Origin of the sequence: Granulicella sp. WH15, assembly GCF_009914315.1 — a bacterium.
In the GTDB taxonomy this organism is placed as follows: domain Bacteria; phylum Acidobacteriota; class Terriglobia; order Terriglobales; family Acidobacteriaceae; genus Edaphobacter.
In genome coordinates this window covers 91,796-110,004 of sequence record NZ_CP042596.1, presented here as the reverse complement: position 1 = coordinate 110,004, position 18,209 = coordinate 91,796, and the positions used below count along the sequence as shown (strand labels likewise).

At 64.8% G+C, this 18,209-nt stretch carries 16 protein-coding genes; 10 read left to right on the top strand and 6 right to left on the bottom strand.

Annotated elements, in window-relative coordinates; genetic code table 11:
• Nucleotides 1-80 precede the first annotated feature (80 nt).
• Nucleotides 81-989 (top strand): N-acetylmuramic acid 6-phosphate etherase, encoded by a 909-nt coding sequence (gene murQ / locus FTO74_RS00475; protein WP_162536386.1) that lies wholly within the window; start codon nt 81-83, stop codon nt 987-989.
• Here the strand turns inward: murQ and FTO74_RS00470 are convergent.
• Nucleotides 877-2,295, bottom strand: coding sequence for a GGDEF domain-containing protein (locus FTO74_RS00470; protein ID WP_162536385.1), 1,419 nt, complete (start codon nt 2,293-2,295; stop codon nt 877-879). The two genes, murQ and FTO74_RS00470, sit on opposite strands and share 113 nt — an antisense overlap.
• A gap of 103 nt (nt 2,296-2,398) precedes the next feature.
• On the opposite strand from FTO74_RS00470, the gene ruvB reads away from it, so the two are divergent.
• The 8 genes from ruvB (at nt 2,399) to FTO74_RS00430 (ending at nt 13,483) form a co-directional block, all read left to right on the top strand.
• Nucleotides 2,399-3,436 carry a Holliday junction branch migration DNA helicase RuvB gene (gene ruvB, locus FTO74_RS00465; protein WP_162536384.1) on the top strand — a complete coding sequence of 346 codons (1,038 nt, stop codon included), beginning with the start codon at nt 2,399-2,401 and terminating at the stop codon, nt 3,434-3,436.
• 217 nt (nt 3,437-3,653) lie between these two features.
• The gene (locus FTO74_RS00460; protein WP_162536383.1) at nt 3,654-4,718 is read left to right on the top strand and encodes a hypothetical protein; all 1,065 of its coding nucleotides are present in this window, start codon (nt 3,654-3,656) and stop codon (nt 4,716-4,718) included.
• Between the two features lie 359 nt (nt 4,719-5,077).
• Complete coding sequence (locus tag FTO74_RS00455; protein WP_162536382.1) at nt 5,078-6,058, top strand: transaldolase; 981 nt, start codon at nt 5,078-5,080, stop codon at nt 6,056-6,058.
• Between the two features lie 77 nt (nt 6,059-6,135).
• Nucleotides 6,136-7,035 (top strand): BadF/BadG/BcrA/BcrD ATPase family protein, encoded by a 900-nt coding sequence (locus tag FTO74_RS00450; protein ID WP_162536381.1) that lies wholly within the window; start codon nt 6,136-6,138, stop codon nt 7,033-7,035.
• Nucleotides 7,036-7,165: 130 nt separating this feature from the next.
• Nucleotides 7,166-7,906 carry a TrmH family RNA methyltransferase gene (locus tag FTO74_RS00445; protein WP_162536380.1) on the top strand — a complete coding sequence of 247 codons (741 nt, stop codon included), beginning with the start codon at nt 7,166-7,168 and terminating at the stop codon, nt 7,904-7,906.
• Between the two features lie 47 nt (nt 7,907-7,953).
• Nucleotides 7,954-10,350: a DPP IV N-terminal domain-containing protein gene (locus tag FTO74_RS00440; protein WP_162536379.1), complete on the top strand. Its 2,397-nt coding sequence runs from the start codon at nt 7,954-7,956 to the stop codon at nt 10,348-10,350.
• Between the two features lie 252 nt (nt 10,351-10,602).
• Complete coding sequence (locus FTO74_RS00435) at nt 10,603-11,925, top strand: amidohydrolase family protein (protein WP_162536378.1); 1,323 nt, start codon at nt 10,603-10,605, stop codon at nt 11,923-11,925.
• A 220-nt stretch (nt 11,926-12,145) separates the two neighbouring features.
• On the top strand, nt 12,146-13,483 hold the full coding sequence (locus FTO74_RS00430) for an amidohydrolase family protein (protein ID WP_162536377.1): 1,338 nt from the start codon (nt 12,146-12,148) through the stop codon (nt 13,481-13,483).
• Nucleotides 13,484-13,612: 129 nt separating this feature from the next.
• Here FTO74_RS00430 and FTO74_RS00425 read toward each other — a convergent pair whose 3' ends face one another.
• On the bottom strand, nt 13,613-14,245 hold the full coding sequence (locus tag FTO74_RS00425) for a hypothetical protein (RefSeq protein ID WP_162536376.1): 633 nt from the start codon (nt 14,243-14,245) through the stop codon (nt 13,613-13,615).
• 177 nt (nt 14,246-14,422) lie between these two features.
• On the opposite strand from FTO74_RS00425, the gene FTO74_RS00420 reads away from it, so the two are divergent.
• Entirely contained in the window at nt 14,423-14,794 is a 372-nt protein-coding gene (locus FTO74_RS00420; RefSeq protein ID WP_162536375.1) for a VOC family protein, read from the top strand.
• Nucleotides 14,795-14,838: 44 nt separating this feature from the next.
• Here FTO74_RS00420 and FTO74_RS00415 read toward each other — a convergent pair whose 3' ends face one another.
• The 4 genes from FTO74_RS00415 to FTO74_RS00400 form a co-directional block, all read right to left on the bottom strand.
• Nucleotides 14,839-16,161 carry a DNA polymerase gene (locus FTO74_RS00415; protein ID WP_162536374.1) on the bottom strand — a complete coding sequence of 441 codons (1,323 nt, stop codon included), beginning with the start codon at nt 16,159-16,161 and terminating at the stop codon, nt 14,839-14,841.
• 177 nt (nt 16,162-16,338) lie between these two features.
• A complete protein-coding gene (locus FTO74_RS00410; protein ID WP_162536373.1) occupies nt 16,339-17,043 on the bottom strand; it encodes a secretin N-terminal domain-containing protein in 705 nt (234 codons plus the stop codon).
• Nucleotides 17,040-17,651 carry a hypothetical protein gene (locus FTO74_RS00405; protein ID WP_162536372.1) on the bottom strand — a complete coding sequence of 204 codons (612 nt, stop codon included), beginning with the start codon at nt 17,649-17,651 and terminating at the stop codon, nt 17,040-17,042. The genes FTO74_RS00410 and FTO74_RS00405 overlap by 4 nt, the downstream gene beginning before the upstream one ends.
• Nucleotides 17,648-18,196, bottom strand: a complete 549-nt coding sequence (locus FTO74_RS00400) for a sigma-70 family RNA polymerase sigma factor (protein WP_162536371.1) — start codon at nt 18,194-18,196, stop codon at nt 17,648-17,650. The genes FTO74_RS00405 and FTO74_RS00400 overlap by 4 nt, the downstream gene beginning before the upstream one ends.
• Nucleotides 18,197-18,209 lie beyond the last annotated feature (13 nt).

The following is an 18,209-nucleotide window of genomic DNA, read 5'->3' as shown; positions in this document are numbered from 1 at the left end:
GTTTTGGACGCTGCGCGTGTTTCTTTGCTGCCGCGTTATGATGAGCCATCTTCCGAGCACCTCGGTCGTCAAAGGAAATCATGGCCAGTACTGATCTCGCAGCCCTCTCCACCGAAGCCCGCAACCCGCGCTCCGAGCAGCTCGACGAGCTATCCACGCTCGATCTGCTCACCGTCGTCAACGACGAGGACGCCACCGTCGCCGCCACCGTCCGGGCCGCGCTGCCCACCGTCGCGCAGGTCGTCGACGCCATCTCCGCACGCTTCACCACAGGCGGACGCCTCTTCTACATCGGAGCCGGAACCAGCGGGCGGCTGGGCGTGCTCGACGCCAGCGAGTGCCCGCCGACCTTCTCGGTCTCGCCGGAGCTGTTCGTCGGCCTCATCGCGGGAGGCGACTCCGCCCTGCGCCGCTCGTCGGAAAAGAGCGAGGACTCAAAGGAGGAGGGAGCACGCGACCTTGCCGCCGCTGGGTTCGGCGCGGGCGACTCGCTGGTAGGGATCGCCGCCAGCGGCCGCACGCCCTACGTCATCGGCGCGCTGGAGTATGCCCGCCAGCTCGGAGGTCTTACCGTCGCCCTGACCTGCGTCGCGGGTTCGGAGATGGGCCGCGTCGCCGACCACTCCATCGAAGTCGTCACCGGGCCGGAGGTGCTCACCGGCTCCACCCGCATGAAGGCCGGAACCGCGACCAAGATGGTGCTGAACATGATCTCGACCGGCGTGATGGTGCGTCAGGGAGCGGTCTTCGGCAACCTGATGGTCAACGTGCAGCCCACCAACGAGAAGCTGGTCGATCGCGCCGAGCGTATCATCGTCGCGGCCACGGGCTGCGATATGCCGCGCGCGGCCCGGCTGCTGGCCGAGGGCGGAAGCGTCAAGATCGCGATTGCGATGCAGATGCTGGGGGTAGACCGTGCGGCTGCAGAGCAGCGCCTGCGGACCAGCAGTGGGCGGCTGAGGACAATCCTTCCGGCTGGAAAAAGGTAATCACGCTGGCCGGTTCCCGCAGCAGGACGGGAGCCTCCTCAATCTGCTCGACGACGCAGTTGCGGCCGTGACGCTTGGCCGTATACATCGCGAGGTCTCCGCGCCGCCGCAGGGACTCCCACGAATCGCTGGAATCCTGCGAGGCCTTGAGTACGGCCACGCCCAGGCTGGCCGTGATGCAGATCGGCTGGCCCTCGTACAGGACCGCATGGGACGCGGTGGCGGCCCTCATGCGCTCGGCTACTTCGAGAGCCTCGGACATCGGCGTCTCGGGCAGCAGCACCATGAACTCCTCCCCGCCCGACCTGCCGATCCAGTCCTGCGAGCGCAGCTTGGTGGAGAGCAGCGAGACGAAGGAGCGCAGGGCGATATCTCCGGCGTCGTGGCCGCGCGCGTCGTTCAGGATCTTGAAGTGGTCGATGTCGAGCACGATCAGCGAGAGGGGCAGGCCCTGACGGCGACATCGGCTGATCTCGCGCTCGGCCTCCTCGTCCAGCGCCCGGCGGTTGAGCGCTCCGGTCAGGTTGTCAGTGCGGGCCTGGTGGCGCAGCGTGGCTTGCAGCTCCACGACGTAGAACCAGAGGAACGTGGCGACGAAGCAGGAGTCGAGCATCGTCAGCAGCATCATGGAGACGAGCCAGCGCGGGTCGGTCATCGGCGCGTGGATGTTGGGGCCGCTGAAGTCCAGCGTAATCAGCACGGTACGGTAGGCCATGACGAGAATCTGTAGCCCGAAGATAGCTGCCGTCACCCTCGAGACGACGAAGAACGGCCCCCGGGGCGTGCGCAACAGCAGCACGACGGAGAGGACACAGGCGACGAAGACGGGCAGGATGGCGAAGAAGAAGATCCAGGGGGTGTGCAGCAGGAGAACGACCCCGTAGAGCGCCATACTGCCCAGGAGCAGGCCCAGCCCGAGCCGGCTGCGCTGGGGCTGGCGCGGCAAAGCCGGTTGCCCCAAAGGCTGATGTCCCAGGGGTTGCCGTAACAGGAACCAGCGATAGCCGAGGTACATGGCGATGAAGCTGAAGTCGTTAAGCTCATTGCCGACGAAGACGGCCAGGAAGGTCGTAAGCGGCAGCGGATGGAACCCGCGCAGCGACTGCATGACGACCTTGAGGACGTCCACCAGCAGGCAGGCCGCGAACCAGCGCAACCCACGCACCCGGCGATTGCCTACCGCCAGCGCGCACAGCGCGATCATGTAGATGACATGAGAGGTAAGGTCCGAGATGAAGAGGGTCCGGTAGTCCATGGGGGATGTGAAAAAAGCAGGGAGAGCCATGCCGGGGAGTGGGATTCGCATCAAAAGCCTGTATAAGCGGTAATCATAACTCCATTCGGCCTCGGAGCAACCTCACTTTGCTCCCCACAGCCGAAACATCTACTATCGGCCTGAGAACTTTCTGTTGAGCGACCCCACCAATCCGAACGATCCTGACCGCATCGTCTCCGCTGGACGCGTCGAAGACGACGACGCTTTCGAGCTGAAGCTGCGGCCTACGCGGCTCTCCGAGTTCATTGGCCAGACCAAGGCCAAGGAGCAGCTCGCCATCGCGCTCGAGGCCGCCAAGAGCCGCGGCGAGGCGCTGGACCACGTGCTGCTCTTCGGGCCTCCGGGTCTGGGCAAGACCACGCTCGCGACCATCATCGCCAATGAGATGGGCGTCGGCTTCCAGCAGACCAGTGGACCGGCGTTGCAGATTCAGGGCGACCTGACCGCTATCCTCTCGAATATCAAGGATAAGCAGGTGCTGTTTCTGGACGAGATGCACCGCCTGCAACCTGTCTTGCAGGAGAAGCTCTACACCGCGCTTGAGGATTACTCGCTGGATATCATGATCGGCTCCGGGCCTGCCGCGCGGACGTTCATCCTTGATATCAAGCCCTTTACCTTTGTCGCAGCGACGACCCGGCCGGGGCTGCTCTCCTCGCCCATGCGGGCGCGCTTCGGCATCCTGCTGCGGCTGGAGTTTTATACCGACGACGAGCTGCGTTTTGTCGTCGAGCGTTCGGCCGAGGTGCTGGGTGTGCCCATCGACCGCGATGGGGCGGCGGAGATCGCCATGCGCTCGCGGGGGACGCCGAGGATCGCCAACCGGCTGCTGCGTCGGGTGCGCGACTATGCGCAGGTGCGGGCCAATGGCCATATCGACCGGCCCACGGCGATGGCCGCTCTGGAGATGCTGGAGGTCGATGCACACGGCTTCGATGAGCTGGACCGGCGGCTGCTGCGGACGATTATCGAGAAGTACGATGGCGGGCCGGTGGGGCTGAACACGCTGGCCGCTGCGTTGGCTGAGGAGCAGGACGCGCTCGAGGAGGTCTACGAGCCGTTTTTGATCCAGATCGGCTTCCTCGACCGGACGCCACGTGGCCGGGTGGCGACGCGGCTGGCGTATGAGCACCTGGGCATTGAGATGCCGGGTCGATTGAGCCTCTTCTAAACACGCGAAGCGTCGAGAACCGCACGAAGTGCCCGGCGTGAGGGTGCTTTTGCCTTTGCTTTTGCGGCTGAGAAGCAAAGACAACGGCAGATTCCTCCGCTTCGCTCCTGAATGACAACCAAAAGAACAGGCAACAACAACAACGTCCTCACGCCGGACGGGCGGCACTTCGTGCGGTTTTGGACACTGCGCGTGAAGGTGCTAGGCTGGCACAAGGATGTGTGAGGCACGCGAGAGACGGCGAGCTTTGGGGTGGGGCGCGCTGCTCGTGGCCGCCGGCGCCGTGGGCTGCGCCAGCCCGAGCGTGCCCAAGCCCCCGTCGCTCAAGCTGCCGGAGACGGTGAAGAACCTGAGCGCCAACCGCGTCGTCGACCAGGTGACGCTGCGCTGGACCACCCCCACCGAGACCACCGACCACCTGAAGCTGAAGGGAACCATGACGGCCGTAATCTGCCGGGAGCAGCCCAGCCGTCGGCGCGGACCGGGGACGTGCGCGCCGGTGGACCGGAAGGTCGTATTGCCGGGCGCGGCGGTGGAGGCGCTGGAGACGCTGCCGCCGGAGCTGACGAGCGGCAATCCGCGCTCGCTGGCCTACCGGGTGGAGCTGAAGAACGAGAATGGCCGGTCGGCGGGGCTGTCGGAACCGGCGTGGACGGCCTCGGGCAATACCCCGGGAGTGGTGTCACGGCTGGCGGTGGCCAGTCGGCGGGCGGGTGCTCTGGTGACGTGGCAGGCCCAGAAGGACGATGAGAGCTGGGTGGAGGTCAGCCGGTTGCGGCTGGATCTTCCGGCGGGGAAGAGCGCGGCGGCGATTGTGCTGCGCGGCGGCGAGGGTGACGGCAAGGTGCCCGATCAGGGTGGCCTCGTCGACACCGGGGCGGAGCGCGAGGCGCACTACCGGTACACGGCGCAGCGGGTGAGGCTGGTGACCGTGGGCGGGCGGGCGGTAGAGATTCGCGGGCCGGAGTCGCCGGAGGTGAGCTTTTCGCTGCGGGAGATGTCGGCCCCGCGAGTGCCGCAGGGGTTGGTGGCGGTGCCGTCGGAGGGCTCGATCGACCTCTCGTGGGATGCAGGGGACCAACCGGATCTGGCGGGGTACAACGTCTATCGGACCGGCCCGGACGGCGCGCAGACGAAGCTGACCACGGAACCAGTGGCCGGTCCTGCGTTTCGCGACACCACGGCAGCCGCGGGCACCGAGTACGAGTACCGGGTGACGGCGCTCGACGCCAACGGCAACGAGAGTGCGCGCAGCGGAGCGGTGAAGGAGACGGGCCGCTAAGATTGGCGGAGGATTCTCGTACCTGCCAGCTTTCTCTAGAAAAAGATCCGGCGTGCCGCCCTATAGTTTCTCTTCGGTCAGATAGCGAAGAGCAGGCCCAGCATCCTGTGCAGGATCAGCTCCTCGAACCGGATGCGCGGACGCTCAGCCAGCCGAAGAAAGCTGCCGCGGTGATGACGAGGCTGACAAGTGCGAGGGTGCTCATGGTCTCGACTCAAGCGTACTCGATTCGAACAGACCATCTTTTTTACGGGAAGATCATCTAAATTGGTGGAGGATTCTCCCAAAGGGCGGGTGGCCCGTAACATGGTTGTGCGGGAGTCTTGGTAGAATCGCTCCAGAAGATTGAGGATAAAAAAATGGCTACGTTGCTGGAACAGCTTCGCTCGATGACGACGGTGGTTGCCGATACGGGCGACATTAACTCGATTGAAAAGTTCAAGCCGCAGGATTCGACGACCAATCCTTCGCTGATCGCCGCCGCCGCGGCACAGCCCGAGTACGCGGACATCGTGGACGGCGTGCTGCGGCAGGCCCGCATCGACGCCGGTACCGGCGCGACCGATGACGAAGTGGCCAAGCTGGCGTTCAAGTCGCTGGCCGTGGCCTTCGGCAAGAAGATTCTCGAGATCGTTCCCGGCCGCGTCTCGACCGAGGTCGATGCACGCCTCTCGTTCGACGAAGAGGGCTCCATCGCTGCTGCAAAGGACATCATCGCGCAGTACGACAAGGCGGGAATCTCGCGCGACCGCGTGCTCATCAAGCTGGCGTCCACCTGGGAGGGCATCAAGGCTGCGGAGAAGCTCGAGCTTGAGGGCATCCACTGCAACCTGACGCTGCTCTTCGGCCTGCACCAGGCGATTGCCTGCGCCGAGGCCAAGGTGACCCTGATCTCGCCGTTCGTCGGCCGTATCCTCGACTGGTACAAGAAGGACACCGGCAAGGAGTACACCGGCGCTGAGGACCCCGGCGTCAAGTCGGTCACGACGATCTTCAACTACTACAAGAAATTCGACTACAAGACGGTCGTCATGGGCGCGAGCTTCCGTAATATCGGCGAGATCGAGGAGCTGGCCGGTTGCGATCTGCTGACGATCGCTCCGAAGCTGCTGGCCGAGCTGGACGCGACCGAGGGCGAGCTACCCAAGAAGCTGGACGCGGCTCACGCCAAGACGCTCGATATCCAGAAGATTCCGATGGATAAGGCGACCTTCGACGCGATGCACGCCGAGGACCGCATGGCCAAGGACAAGCTGCAGGAGGGAATCGACGGCTTCTCGAAGGCACTCGTGGACCTCGAAAAGCTGCTGTCGAAGCGGCTGAGCGAGCTGGACAAGTAAGGATCGGCAAGGCAAAAAGGAGGAGCGGACTTCGGTCTGCTCCTTTTTCTGTTTAAGTGTGTTTTTCTAGGGATACGATGAGTTTTTTTCTGGCGGTGGATGCGGGCGGGACTAAGGCCGACCTGGTGCTGGCCGATGAGGCGCGCGAGCTGGCGCGGGTGCGGACGGGCACGATCAAGCGGATGCGGGTGGATGCGGCAACGGCTGCGGCGAACCTCGACGCGGGGTTGGCAGAGATTGTGGCTAAGGGCGGGGTCTCCTTGCGCGACGTGACGCGGACGTGCGTGGGCACAGCGGGCGAGAGCGTGCCGCTGGTGGCCGCGTGGCTGCGCGAGGCGTTCGCGGCTCGGGTGGGCGGGGAGCTGGTGCTGGTGGGCGACGTGGAGATCGCACTGGACGCGGCGTTTCCCGGTGGGCCGGGGGTGCTGGTGATGGCGGGGACGGGCTCGAATGTCGCGGGCCGGGGGCTGGCCGGGGTGATCGAGACGGCGGGCGGCACGGGGCCGGTGCTGTCGGATCAGGGCTCGGGGTACAGGATCGGGTACGAGGGGCTGCGGGCTGGGTTTTTATCCCGGGATGAGCGGCGGGAGACCGGGCTGCTCGGGGCCGTGATGGAGTTCTGGGGGCTGGGGTCGGTGGAGGAGCTGATGGAGTATGCGAACAGCGTGCCGCCGCCCGATTTTTCGCGGCTGACGGAGCCGGTGGTGCGGCTGGCGGAGCAGGGCGATGTGGTGGCCGGAGAGGTCCTGCAACGTCAGGGGGAGGAGCTGGGGTACCTGGTGCGTCTGGTAATGCGGCGACTGGATGGGGTTTCGACGATGGCCTGTGCGGGCAGTGTGCTGGAGAAGGTGATGCCGGTGCGGGATGCGATGGTGGAGGCGGTGCGGCGGGAGTTTCCCGGGGTCGGGGTGCTGGATGGAGTGGTTGATCCGGTGGCCGGGGCGTTGTGGCGGGCCAGAAAGGGCAAGACCCTTTGATCGACCAGCGGGAGGACCACGCGAAGCAGTAAAAAGGCGTGCAAACGCCCGCCCGCCGCGCAGGCGGCCCGTCCGGCAGGACAGAGCTGCGCCGAGCGCACGAAAAGCACGAACTCCATACAATTTCTTTATGCAGCCTGAGCTTCAGTCCCGTGTCGTCGTCGTCCTGGTTCGTGCCCGTAACCCCTCCAACATCGGGGCCGTCGCCCGCGCCATGCACGACCTCGGCTACACCCATCTCCGCATCGTCAACGAGTACCCCGTTCCCTTTGCCGCGGCCAAGTCCGCCGTGGACGCCAGCTCTGTGCTGGACGCCGCCACCGAGCACACCTCGCTCGCCGATGCGCTTGCGGACTGCACCCTTGTGCTCGGCACCACTGCCGTCGGGGAGCGTGTCCTCGAGCACCCGCTCTACCTGCTCCCCCAGGCCGCGCCCGTCGTTGCCGAGGCTCTGGCTACGCCCGAGGCCAGGGTCGCCCTGCTCTTCGGGTCGGAGAAGACCGGCCTCTCGAACGACGAACTGAGCCACTGCCACGCGCTCGTCACCATCCCTATGAACGACCGCTCGGGCGACCGGCACCTCTCCATGAACCTTGGTCAGGCCGCCGCCGTCTGCCTCTATCAACTGGCGCTGGAGCCTGCCCCCGCAGCCGCTCCCGACCCCGACCCGCCCGCCAGCGCCGCCGAGGTGGACCGCATCCACGGCCTCTTCCGCGAGGTGCTCGACGACTCCGGCTACAGCCGCCGCCACCCCGCCAACTCCCGTGAAGCCGCCACCCGCCGCCTCGTCCTGCGCATGGCCCTCACGTCGTCCGATGCAACTGTCTGGTCCGGCATCCTGCGCCAACTGCTGCACGCTGTTCGTAAATAGTCCCTAAAAGCGTTACAAGTACACTGACCAGAGTCACCGGAGGCCCCATGCACCTTGCCAAAACCTTTGCCGCCACGCTGCTCCTCGCCTCCGCTGCACTGGCCCAAACGCAGATCCAGCCGCAAGGCCGCGTCTACACCGCCGACGACTACGCCCGCGCCGAGCGATTTATGAACTACAACGTGAACCCGCTCGTGCTCCATACCGTCACCGAGCCTGCGTGGCTGCCCGACGGGCGCGTCTGGTATCGCGACCGCGGGGCCAATGGCACCAGCTACATCCTTGTAGACCCGGCCCATGCCAGCAAGGCTCCGGCCTTCGATCAGGCCAAGCTGGCCACGGCCCTGACCGCCGCCATGCACGCCGAGCCCGCGCTCGACCCGCAGCACCTGCCCATACAGGCCTTCAACCTGGCGGATAAGGACCAGACCGTCGCCGTGGTGCTGCATGGCAAACGCTTCGACTGCGACCTCTCCGGCTCAGGCGTCTGCAAGTCGCCCGAGCCTGCTGCGGCCCCCAACGCCAAGCCCTCCGGCGGTCCCCCCGAGACCTCGCCCGATGGCCGCCGCGCCGCCTTCATTCGCGACTGGAACCTGTGGCTCCGCGACCTCAACACCGGCAAAGAGACCCCGTTGACCCGCGACGGCGTGCCCAACTACGGCTACGCCACCGACAACGCGGGCTGGACCCACTCCGACCACGCCATCCTGGTCTGGAGCCCCGATTCGCAGCGCATCGCCACCTTCCAGCAGGACCAGCGCAAGACCGGCGAGGTCTACCTGACCAACGTCGTCGCAGGCCACCCCGAACTGGCCACGCTGAAGAACCCGCTGCCCGGCGATAAGGACGTCACCATGATCGAGCGCGTCGTCATCGACCTTGGCGCAAAGGCCGAGCCCAAGCCGCGCATCGTCCGCCTGAAGATGGCTCCCGACCAGCATCGGTCTTCCTTGTGCGACGACATCTCGTGCCAGGGAAGCAGCGGCTGGGACGACGTGCAGTGGTCCGCCGACTCGAAGAGCCTAGCCTTCGTGAGCACCAGCCGCGACCATAAGCAGGAGTGGATGCGGCTCGCCAACCCCGAGACCGGCGACGTCCGCGAGGTGATGGGCGAGACTGTCCCCACCTTCTTCGAGTCGGGCAACGGCCGGGTGAACTGGCGCTACCTCTCCAAATCCAACGAGCTGCTCTGGTTCTCCGAGCGCGACAACTGGGGCCAGCTCTATCTCTATGACATCGCCTCCGGTAAGCTCAAGCACCCCATCACGCGCGGCGACGGCAACGTGACCCAGGTGCTCGGCGTCGATGAAGATCAGCGCACGCTTTACTTCCTCGCCGTGGGCAAGGAGCCCAGCCTCGACCCGTACTACCAGCTCTTCTACAGCGTCAACTTCGACGGCAATAACCTGAAGCTGCTGACGCCTGAGCCAGCCGACCACACCATCACGCTCTCGCCCGACCGCAAGTTCTTCGTGGACACCTACTCGACGCCCACCAAGCCGCAGATGACCGTGCTGCGCGACTCCGGCGGCAACATCGTGCAGGCGATCGCTCATCAGGACATCTCCCGCCTCGTCGCTACCGGCTGGCAGCCGCCCGTGCCCATCATGGTGAAGGCGCGCGACCGCCAGACCGACCTCTATGGCCTGCTCTTCCGGCCCACTAACTTTTCGACTGATGCCAAATACCCCGTCGTCGATCTGGTCTATCCCGGCCCGCAGCAGGGCTCGTGCGGCGCGCCCAATGGGTCGCGCTCCTTCACGGCCTCGCACCGCGATATGCAGGCGCTCGCCGAGCTGGGCTTCATCGTCGTGTGCATCGACGGCATGGGTACGCCGGGGCGCAGCAAGGCCTTCCACACGGCCGCCTACGGCAACATGGCCGACTACACCATTCCCGACCAAGTGGCCGGAATCCGCGATCTCGGCGCGCGCTACCCCTGGATCGACCTCGACCGCGTCGGCATCTGGGGGCACTCGGGCGGTGGAGCCGCGACCGCCGCGGCCATGTTCCGCTTTCCCGACTTCTTCAAGGTCGGCATCTCGGAGTCGGGCAACCACGACAACCGCGTCTACGAGGACGACTGGGGCGAGAAGTATCAAGGGCTACTGGTCTCCAACGCCGACGGCACCGACAACTACACCGCTCAGGCCAACCAGACCTATGCCAAGGACCTCAAGGGCCACCTGCTGTTGATGCACGGGACCGCCGACGACAATGTTCCGCCGGTCAATACTCTGCTGGTAGTCGATGCGCTCATCAAGGCCAACAAGGACTTCGATCTGGTGATGATCCCCAATGCCCAGCACGGCTATGCGGCGGCGGCGCAGTATGCCATGCGGCGGCGTTGGGATTACTTTGTCCGCTACCTCGGGGGCGGCACGCCTCCACATGAGTACGAGATGAAGCCCTACGCGGAAATTCAGAAGTTGCTCGCGCCGTAGCACGCGAAGCGTCGAGAACCGCACGAAGTGCCGCCCGCCCGGCGTTAGGGCGCTTTTGCTTCTATGTCCTGCCGGACGGACCCGCTGCGCGCGGGGCGGGCGTTTGCACGCCTTTTTTCTGCTTCGCGTGGTCCTCCCGCTGGTCGGGATTATATTGGTATCCATCACTAAAACTGGATTCCCCGTCGCCCAGGCATCCCTGTCTCGACGCCGCCCCGTGCGTCGTCCATCCACGCTATTCAGGAGCAACCCATGAAGCCTCTCGCCCAACGGCTACTCGCCACCGCAGCCGTCGCCTTCACCCTCGCCAGCCCCCTTGCCTACGCGCAGACCCCAGCTAAGACCGCCGACCGCTGGTTCATCATCCAGTCCGGCACCCTGATGGCCGACGCCACCAAGCCCATCGCCACCAAGGTCTCGGTCATCGTCAAGAACGATAAGATCGACTCCATCAAGCCCGGCTTCGTGGATTCGATCCCCGGAGTGGATTCCACGACTGTCCACGTAGTGGACTTGAAAGACAAGTTCGTCATGGCCGGGCTGATCGACGCCCACGTCCACATCGCCGGGCAAAACTGGGTCGCGGCCCTGCGCACCGCACGCGAGAAGGTCATCAGCGGCGTCACCACCGCTCGCGACGCCGGATCGAACCCCGAGCTGATCTTCCCGCTGCGCGACTCCATCAATCAGGGACTCGCGTACGGTCCGCGCATCCTGGCTTCCGGTTCTCCGATCAGCACCACCGGCGGACATGGCGACCACCGCAACGGCAACTTCCTCGAGTCGCTGGAACCGCCCGCCTTCGACTCCGGCATCTGCGACGGAGAGGACGAGTGCCGCAAGGTCACCCGCCGCCAGATCCAGCTTGGAGCCGACCAGATCAAACTCATCGCCACCGCGGGCGTGCTCGACGACTCCGACACGGGCCTCGAACAGCAGTTCTCGCTGCCCGAGATGAAGGTCATCGTGGAGTCCGCCCACCTGATGAAGCGCAAGGTAATGGCCCACGCCATCGGCCAGGAGGGCATCAAGGCCGCCGTCATCGCGGGCGTCGACTCCATCGAGCACGGCAACTACCTGGACGACGAGGGTGCGAAGATGATGGCGGCCAAGGGCGTTTATCTCTCCGCCACGCTGACCGCTCCAGCCGACGTGCTGAAGCGCGCCCTGCACCCCGAGCCCGGCGCGCGGCCGCTGAGCAAGAACACCTACAACAAGATCATGCGGATGCCCGAGGCGCAGCCCAACGGCATCGGACGGCAGGTGCGGCTGGCAACCAAGTATGGCGTCAAGCTGGCTGTGGCCACCGACTTCGGCGGCACGCCCTCGGGCGAGATGGTGCTATTGGTTCACGACGGCGGCATCAAGCCGCTCGAAGCCCTGAAGGCCGCGACGATCTCGAACGCCGATCTGCTCGGCATCTCGGACAAGGTGGGCACGCTGGAGCCGGGCAAGTCCGCCGATATCGTCGCCTTCACGGGCAGCCCCATCGACGATATCGAGAACGCCACCAAGGTCACCTTCGTGATGAGCCAGGGCCATGAGTACAAGGGACCCGGCTTCGAGCTGCCGTAACGAGAACCGCACGAAGTGCCGCCCGCCTGGCGTGAGGGCGTAGTTGCTTTTGTCCTGCCGGACGGCCCTCCTACGCGGAGGGCGGTCACTTCGTGACTTTCATACTTGTCTTGGTGAATCAACAATCTCGGTCCTCCCGTTGGTCGGAATGAAAATTCTTCAACGGGAGGGCCTTTCACAATCACTGCTCCATATCCCGAGAACCGCACGAGGCTCCATCATGAAGACTCTCTCCAGCCGGTTGTTCGCTGCTCTCCTCCTCGCTTTCACTGCCATTGCGCTCCATGCTCAATCGGCCCCCTCCGTCCTCGACGTCAAGGCCGCCAAGCTGCCCGATAGCTGGTACATCCTGCACGCGGGCACCCTGATGGCAGACGCCTCGAAACCCGTCGCCAAGCAGGTCTCGGTCATCGTCAAGAACGACAAGATCGACTCCATCAAGCCCGGCTACGTCGACGCCGCATCGCTCGGAGTCGCGCCACCCGCCATCGTTCAGGTCATCGACCTCAAAGACAAGTTCGTCATGGCGGGCCTGATCGACGCCCACACCCACATCGCCAACGGAAACCTCGTCAGCGCCCTGCGCATCTCGCGCGAGAAGATCCTCTCCGGCGTCACTACCGCGCGGGACGCAGGCTCGACGCCCGAGCTTATCTTCCCGCTACGCGACGCCATCGCCCAGAGCCTCGCGTACGGCCCGCGCATCCTGGCCTCGGGCGCACCCATCAGCACCACCGGCGGGCACGGCGACTTCCGCAACGGCAACTTCCTCGCCTCGCTCGCGCCGCCCGCCTTCTCCACCGGCATCTGCGACGGCGAAGACAACTGCCGCATGAAGGTCCGCGAGCAGATCCAGCTCGGAGCCGACCAGATCAAGATCATGGCCACCGCCGGCGTCGCCGATGACTCCGATACCGGGCTCGAGCAGCAGTTCTCCGACGCCGAACTCAAGGTCATCATCGAGACCGCGCACCTGATGAAGCGCAAGGTGATGGCCCACGCCATCGGCCAGGAGGGTATCAAGGCCGCGGTCCGCGCGGGTGTGGATTCGATCGAGCACGGCATCTACCTCGACGATGAGGGCGCGAAGATGATGAAGGAGAAGGGCGTCTATCTCGACGCGACCCTGACCGCGCTCGACGACGTCGTCAACCTGCTGCACGAAGGCTCGCCCGCGCTGAGCCAGAACACCAAGAACAAGATCCTGCGGATGCCCGACGAGAAGCCCGGCGTCCTCGGACGACAGGTGCGGCTGGCGCAGAAGTACGGCGTCAAGATGGCCGTCGGCACCGACTTCGGCGGCACGCTGGGCGGCGAGATGGTCATACTGGTGCAGAAGTGCGGCGTCCCTGCGCTCGACGTGCTGAAGGCCGACACGCTCGGCAACGCCGACCTGCTCAGCATCTCCGACAAGGTGGGCACGCTCGAGCCCGGTAAATCAGCCGATATCGTCGCCTTCAACGGCAGCCCCATCGACGACATCACCTTGACCACCAAGCCGTCCTTCGTCATGGGCATGGGCCACGAGTACGTCGCTCCCGGCTTCAAGCTGCCGTAGCACTTCGTGCCATTCCCGGCTTCGTGTGGCCCTTCCGTTGGTCGGAAAGAAAAATGCTCGCTGCCGACCAACGGGAGGCCCTCAGAAGATCACTTCCCCATACCTCCCCAAGAACCGCACGAAGTGCCCCTACTGGACGATGGTTCCGTCTGCTCCGCTCGCTGGCTTCGGAGCGCCCGATACCGCCCATCCGTTCGTCGTATTGGTCAGCGAAGCCACCGCCGTTAGCGGCCCGGTCACATCGTTCTTGACCTGCGGAAACGCCGTCTGCGTCTCGGCCGCAGTTGCCCATCCCGGCGTCCCGCTCAGCGTGTAGTGATAGTTCACCGTCGTCGTCGCGCCCGGCTGCGAGTTCGACGGCGTGGCGCTGTCGATGCTCGACACCTTCCGCGTCCCATAGCAGAAGTTCCCAAACCCCGGCTGCGACTGATCCGCCGTCCACGCGCTCCGCCCCTTGTCGGTCAGGTCGTAGTTCGTCACCTGCTTGGACCCGAGGATGAACCGTTTCTTCTCCGCCGTCGTCCGCTGCAGCAGCCCCTGGTCCACCAGCGCGTCGTAGCCCGTCGTCTTCGATACATCCGACGTATCCGCCTGTACCGGGAACTTCACCTCATCGCTCCACAGACACGAGGGCCGCGACGAGTAGTACGTGTCGATCGCGCTACGGTAGTTCAGCGTGTTATCGCTCGTCTTCTTACAGCCCGCACCGGCCAGCAAACCCACAAGCCCAACCGCTCCCACAATCCGTTGTATCGAGTTCATACGTCCCTCCTGATCCCGAGACGTTCAGATGCAGCCCATCTCAAAAGAGGTATCCGTCCCTGCCTCTCTTCTAAAAGAGAAATTCACACCCACCAGCCCCACTGCCCGCGTAGGATCATCAGCACCCGGCCTCCGAGCCTTCCACCGGCCCCTAAAATCGCTCCGAAAGGACACACCATGGGCAACCCCTTCGTTCACCTCGAGCTCAACACCACCGACACCGCCGCAGCCAAGGAGTTCTACTCCGGCCTCTTCGGCTGGACCTTCACCGACAATGACATGGGTAACGGCATCGTCTACTCCGTATTCAAGCCCGCCGAAGGCCCCGGCGGCGGCATCTTCTCCATACCCGACATGCCGACTCGCTGGCTCGCCTACGTGGGCGTGGAAGATATCAAGCAATCCACCGAAAAAGCCGTCTCGCTCGGCGCAACCCTGCACATCGGCCCCCAGGAAGTTCCCGACATGGGCTGGTTCAGCATTCTCGGCGACCCCGCCGGAGCCGCCTTCGCGCTCTGGCAGTCCACCAACATGCCTGCAAAAGAATAAGAAACACAATAAGTTACATTTAAGCCATTAAGATACAAAAATAGTTACATATACTCCGCCCCGTACAGCACGGGAATCTGCGTGAACGCGATCCGCGTCGGCGCGGACTCCCGTGCGGGCAGCATCCCCGCGAAGTGCAGCGTCGTATGGCCGAACTTCAGGTTCAGCCGGTCCATGGTGCGCGAAAGCTCGGCCCGATTGTCGGGATCGCCGAAGAGCGTGGCCTGATGCTCCGACTCCGGGATCAGCTCGCGCAGCGTGACTCCGACGAAGAACGGCCGCTCGTACTCCGCGCCGCGCGGCCTCTGCTTCCACACGTTCCGCAGCACATCGAGCAGGCTCAACGTGTCCTGACAGTCGCGAAACCGTGCCTCCATCCCCCAGCCCTGGTGCACGATTCCGCTCGAATGTTTCTTGCTCTTCTCGGCCCGAGCTGCCTGCTCCCGCGTCAGCGCGTACTTGATCGTCACGGCCAGCGTGCCGCAGTAGAACTTCTCCATCCGCAGCCGCATGGCGGCCTTGTGCAGCAGCTTGTGCGCGATGGCCCATGCGCCCTCGTCGGTGCGGAACTCCGGCCCCAGCACGTGACTGTGGCCCAGCGACTTCTGCACCTCGCTCGGCACCGGCGCGCCATCGTCGCCCGTATCCGAGCCGCGCAGCCAGTGGTACAGCCGGTCGCCCCACACCGAGTCCCAGACCCGGTGCATCCCGTTGCGGTCGAGCGCCAGAAGCTGCTCCATGGTGGTGATGCCCTTCGCGTTCAGCCGGGCCTCGGTCTTCGCGCCCACGCCGGGCAGGTCGCGCAGATCCAGATGGGCTATCGCCCGCGGCAACTGCGAGGGCAGCAGGCCGATCAACCCATCCGGCTTCTGCATATCGCTGGCGATCTTGGCCAGGTAGCGGTTGGGAGCCATGCCGATGGAGCAGCGTAGCGTCGAGCCCACGTCGTCTCTGATGGCCTGCTTGATCGCGAGCGCGATCTTTCGCGCCGTCGCAGGCACACGCTCGCGGCCTATTAGCTGGCACGCCATCTCGTCGATGGAGGGCGTGTGCGCGACGGGACAGCAACGCTCCACCGCCACCGCAATCTTGTGCGAGTACTCCGAGTAGACGGAGTGCGAGCCGTCCACCAGGATGATCTCGGGACAGATCTTCTTCGCCTCGCCGACCTTGGTGAGGGTATGGATGCCGAGGGCCTTGGCCTCGTAGCTGGCGGCGATGAGCGCGCCGGTGTCGGCCATGGTGCCGACGACGCCCAGCGGCTTGCCCCGGTACTCGGGGTGCAGCTGCTGCTCGACCGACGCGAAGAAGCTGTTCAGGTCGACGTGCAGGAAGCCGAAGAAATCGGGCTGGGCGGCATCGCTCACAACACAATTATATTCGCCTAAGTTTCGCTCTCAAAAGATCAAAAAACGCCCTCACGCCGGGCGGGCGGCACTTCGTGCGGTTCTCGGGGCGGCATGGGAAATTAGCGTCTGAGGGCCTCCCACTGGTCGGCAGCGATAATTTTCTCTCCACATTGCCCCGAGAACCGTACGAAGTACCTACTTCACAGCCTCCGCCATCACCTCGACATCCATGTGCCGCGTCGTCCCGGGAAAGTCGAACGATCCCAGCATCAGCGGCTTGCCCGGCGTCAGCATCGACGCGCCCCACACCACAGCCTGCCGGATCACCGGGTCCCTCGGTCCCACCATCGACTTCTCCTCCGCGACGCCCGACCGCTCCACCTTCGTCTGCAGCCGCACCCCCTCCGGTGACTCCTCCACCGTAGCGTCGATATTCAACCCCACATCCAGGTATGTCATCTGGGTCTGCGACGCGGACGCCATGTTGTAGCTCCCCGTCTCCACCGGAACCTTGCTGCCGTTCTTCAACGTGGTCTTCTGGCCCGAGACCAGGATGATGCTCGAGTGCTGCACGCCGATTCGCTTGCCGTCCTCTACCTCCGTAATCGTGTAGGTCAACCGAAAGTTCTTCCTGGGCCGATTCAGCTCGGTGATGAGCTTCTGCGCGGCCGCCAGCTGCTCCGCGCTCCCGCGCACCACAATCGCGTTCTGCGATCCCACCGCATTCACCTTGGCATCCGCATCGAGCGAGTTACGCAATACAGCAAGCACCTCGCCCAGATCGGCAGGCTGGCCGCTCAGGTAAAACGTCTGCACCGAAGCAGGAGCCTGCGCCCGTGCGCCCATTGCCATCAGCCCCAGAAACAACGCCGCTACAAACACTCCGCGAACTACTTTCATCTTCCCTCTCCCTCTTCTTTCTCTAGCTTTTCCGGTTGCTGTTCTTCCGTTTTGGGTGGTTCAAAAAACTGCTGAAACGCCGCCGTCTCCGCGGCTGCCTCCGCTGCGCGAGTCTCGGGTTCCAGCATCGCCATCTCCGCCGGATCGCCCTTATGCGCGATGCTTCGCAGAAGGCGCTCTTCCTTGGTCAGAGGCAGCGGCGGCGCGGGAAAGCTCTTCGCGCGCATCTCCTGCATCGCGATGGAATCGTCATCGCTCTTACGCGCAGCGATGGCTCTCCGCGCCGAGATTCTGCGCAGGGGAGGCATCTGCACGCGCCTCGCAGAGGCTTCGGGCACGGCCATCACAATGGGCTGCGGTGGCTCGATAACGACGGGGCTGCTCCGATGCCGATGGCTCGTCGGAACCATCACCGCGAAGGCAAGCATCGCCGCGAAGGCCATGCCGCCCAGCACGCCGCTTGGCCGCAGCCGCCACCACTCCGTGGCATCCTCCGCCGCCTCTTCTTCCAGAAGCTCGAGGATGCGCCGCTGCATTCCGGGCGGCGGCTCGACCGCTCCCAGGGCCGCCAACACCCTCTCTACTTGCTCCTCATTTTGATCGTTCATGCGAAACCTCCCTTCGCCAATCGCTCCTTCAGCCGCGCCCTCGCTCGAAACAGCAGCGACCGCACCGCCGACTCGCTCTTGCCCAACACCGCCGCCAGCTCCGCCGTGCCCAGCTCCTCTATCGCCGCGAGCAGCAGGGCCTTGCGCTCTTTGCCCGGAAGCCCCTCGATCACGGCCAGCACTCGCTTCAACTGCGTCGCCTCGGCAAAGACCTCGTCCTGCAACAGGCTCTGCGCCACCAGGGCCGCGGCAAATGCCTCGTCCATCTGGTCCGGCCTCACGCGCCGCCTGCGGTCGAGCGCCAGGTTCCACGCGATTCGGACCAACCACACCCGCACATCCAGCACCTTCGCCAGCTTGCTGCGGTGCTGCAACACTCGCACGAACGTGTCCTGCACCACGTCCTCGGCCTCGCTCGGGTTCCGCAGCACTGCGTGCGCCACGCGAAACAGCAATCCCGAGTACGTCTCGACCAGCCCAGCCAGGTCAACCTCATCTTTCGCAGTTGCCGGTACGGCCAAGCTGGACTCCTCAGTCAACGTCATAGGCCCCTTCTAC

Bases quoted from the DNA above. Each gene is read 5' to 3' on its own strand.
- murQ (WP_162536386.1), top strand. From the start codon at position 81: ATGGCCAGTACTGATCTCGCAGCCCTCTCCACCGAAGCCCGCAACCCG.
- FTO74_RS00450 (WP_162536381.1), top strand. From the start codon at position 6,136: ATGAGTTTTTTTCTGGCGGTGGATGCGGGCGGGACTAAGGCCGACCTG.
- FTO74_RS00440 (WP_162536379.1), top strand. From the start codon at position 7,954: ATGCACCTTGCCAAAACCTTTGCCGCCACGCTGCTCCTCGCCTCCGCT.
- FTO74_RS00430 (WP_162536377.1), top strand. From the start codon at position 12,146: ATGAAGACTCTCTCCAGCCGGTTGTTCGCTGCTCTCCTCCTCGCTTTC.
- FTO74_RS00420 (WP_162536375.1), top strand. From the start codon at position 14,423: ATGGGCAACCCCTTCGTTCACCTCGAGCTCAACACCACCGACACCGCC.
- FTO74_RS00400 (WP_162536371.1), bottom strand. From the start codon at position 18,196: ATGACGTTGACTGAGGAGTCCAGCTTGGCCGTACCGGCAACTGCGAAA.
- FTO74_RS00470 (WP_162536385.1), bottom strand. From the start codon at position 2,295: ATGCGAATCCCACTCCCCGGCATGGCTCTCCCTGCTTTTTTCACATCC.
- FTO74_RS00410 (WP_162536373.1), bottom strand. From the start codon at position 17,043: ATGAAAGTAGTTCGCGGAGTGTTTGTAGCGGCGTTGTTTCTGGGGCTG.
- FTO74_RS00445 (WP_162536380.1), top strand. From the start codon at position 7,166: ATGCAGCCTGAGCTTCAGTCCCGTGTCGTCGTCGTCCTGGTTCGTGCC.
- FTO74_RS00405 (WP_162536372.1), bottom strand. From the start codon at position 17,651: ATGAACGATCAAAATGAGGAGCAAGTAGAGAGGGTGTTGGCGGCCCTG.
- FTO74_RS00425 (WP_162536376.1), bottom strand. From the start codon at position 14,245: ATGAACTCGATACAACGGATTGTGGGAGCGGTTGGGCTTGTGGGTTTG.
- FTO74_RS00435 (WP_162536378.1), top strand. From the start codon at position 10,603: ATGAAGCCTCTCGCCCAACGGCTACTCGCCACCGCAGCCGTCGCCTTC.
- FTO74_RS00460 (WP_162536383.1), top strand. From the start codon at position 3,654: ATGTGTGAGGCACGCGAGAGACGGCGAGCTTTGGGGTGGGGCGCGCTG.
- FTO74_RS00455 (WP_162536382.1), top strand. From the start codon at position 5,078: ATGGCTACGTTGCTGGAACAGCTTCGCTCGATGACGACGGTGGTTGCC.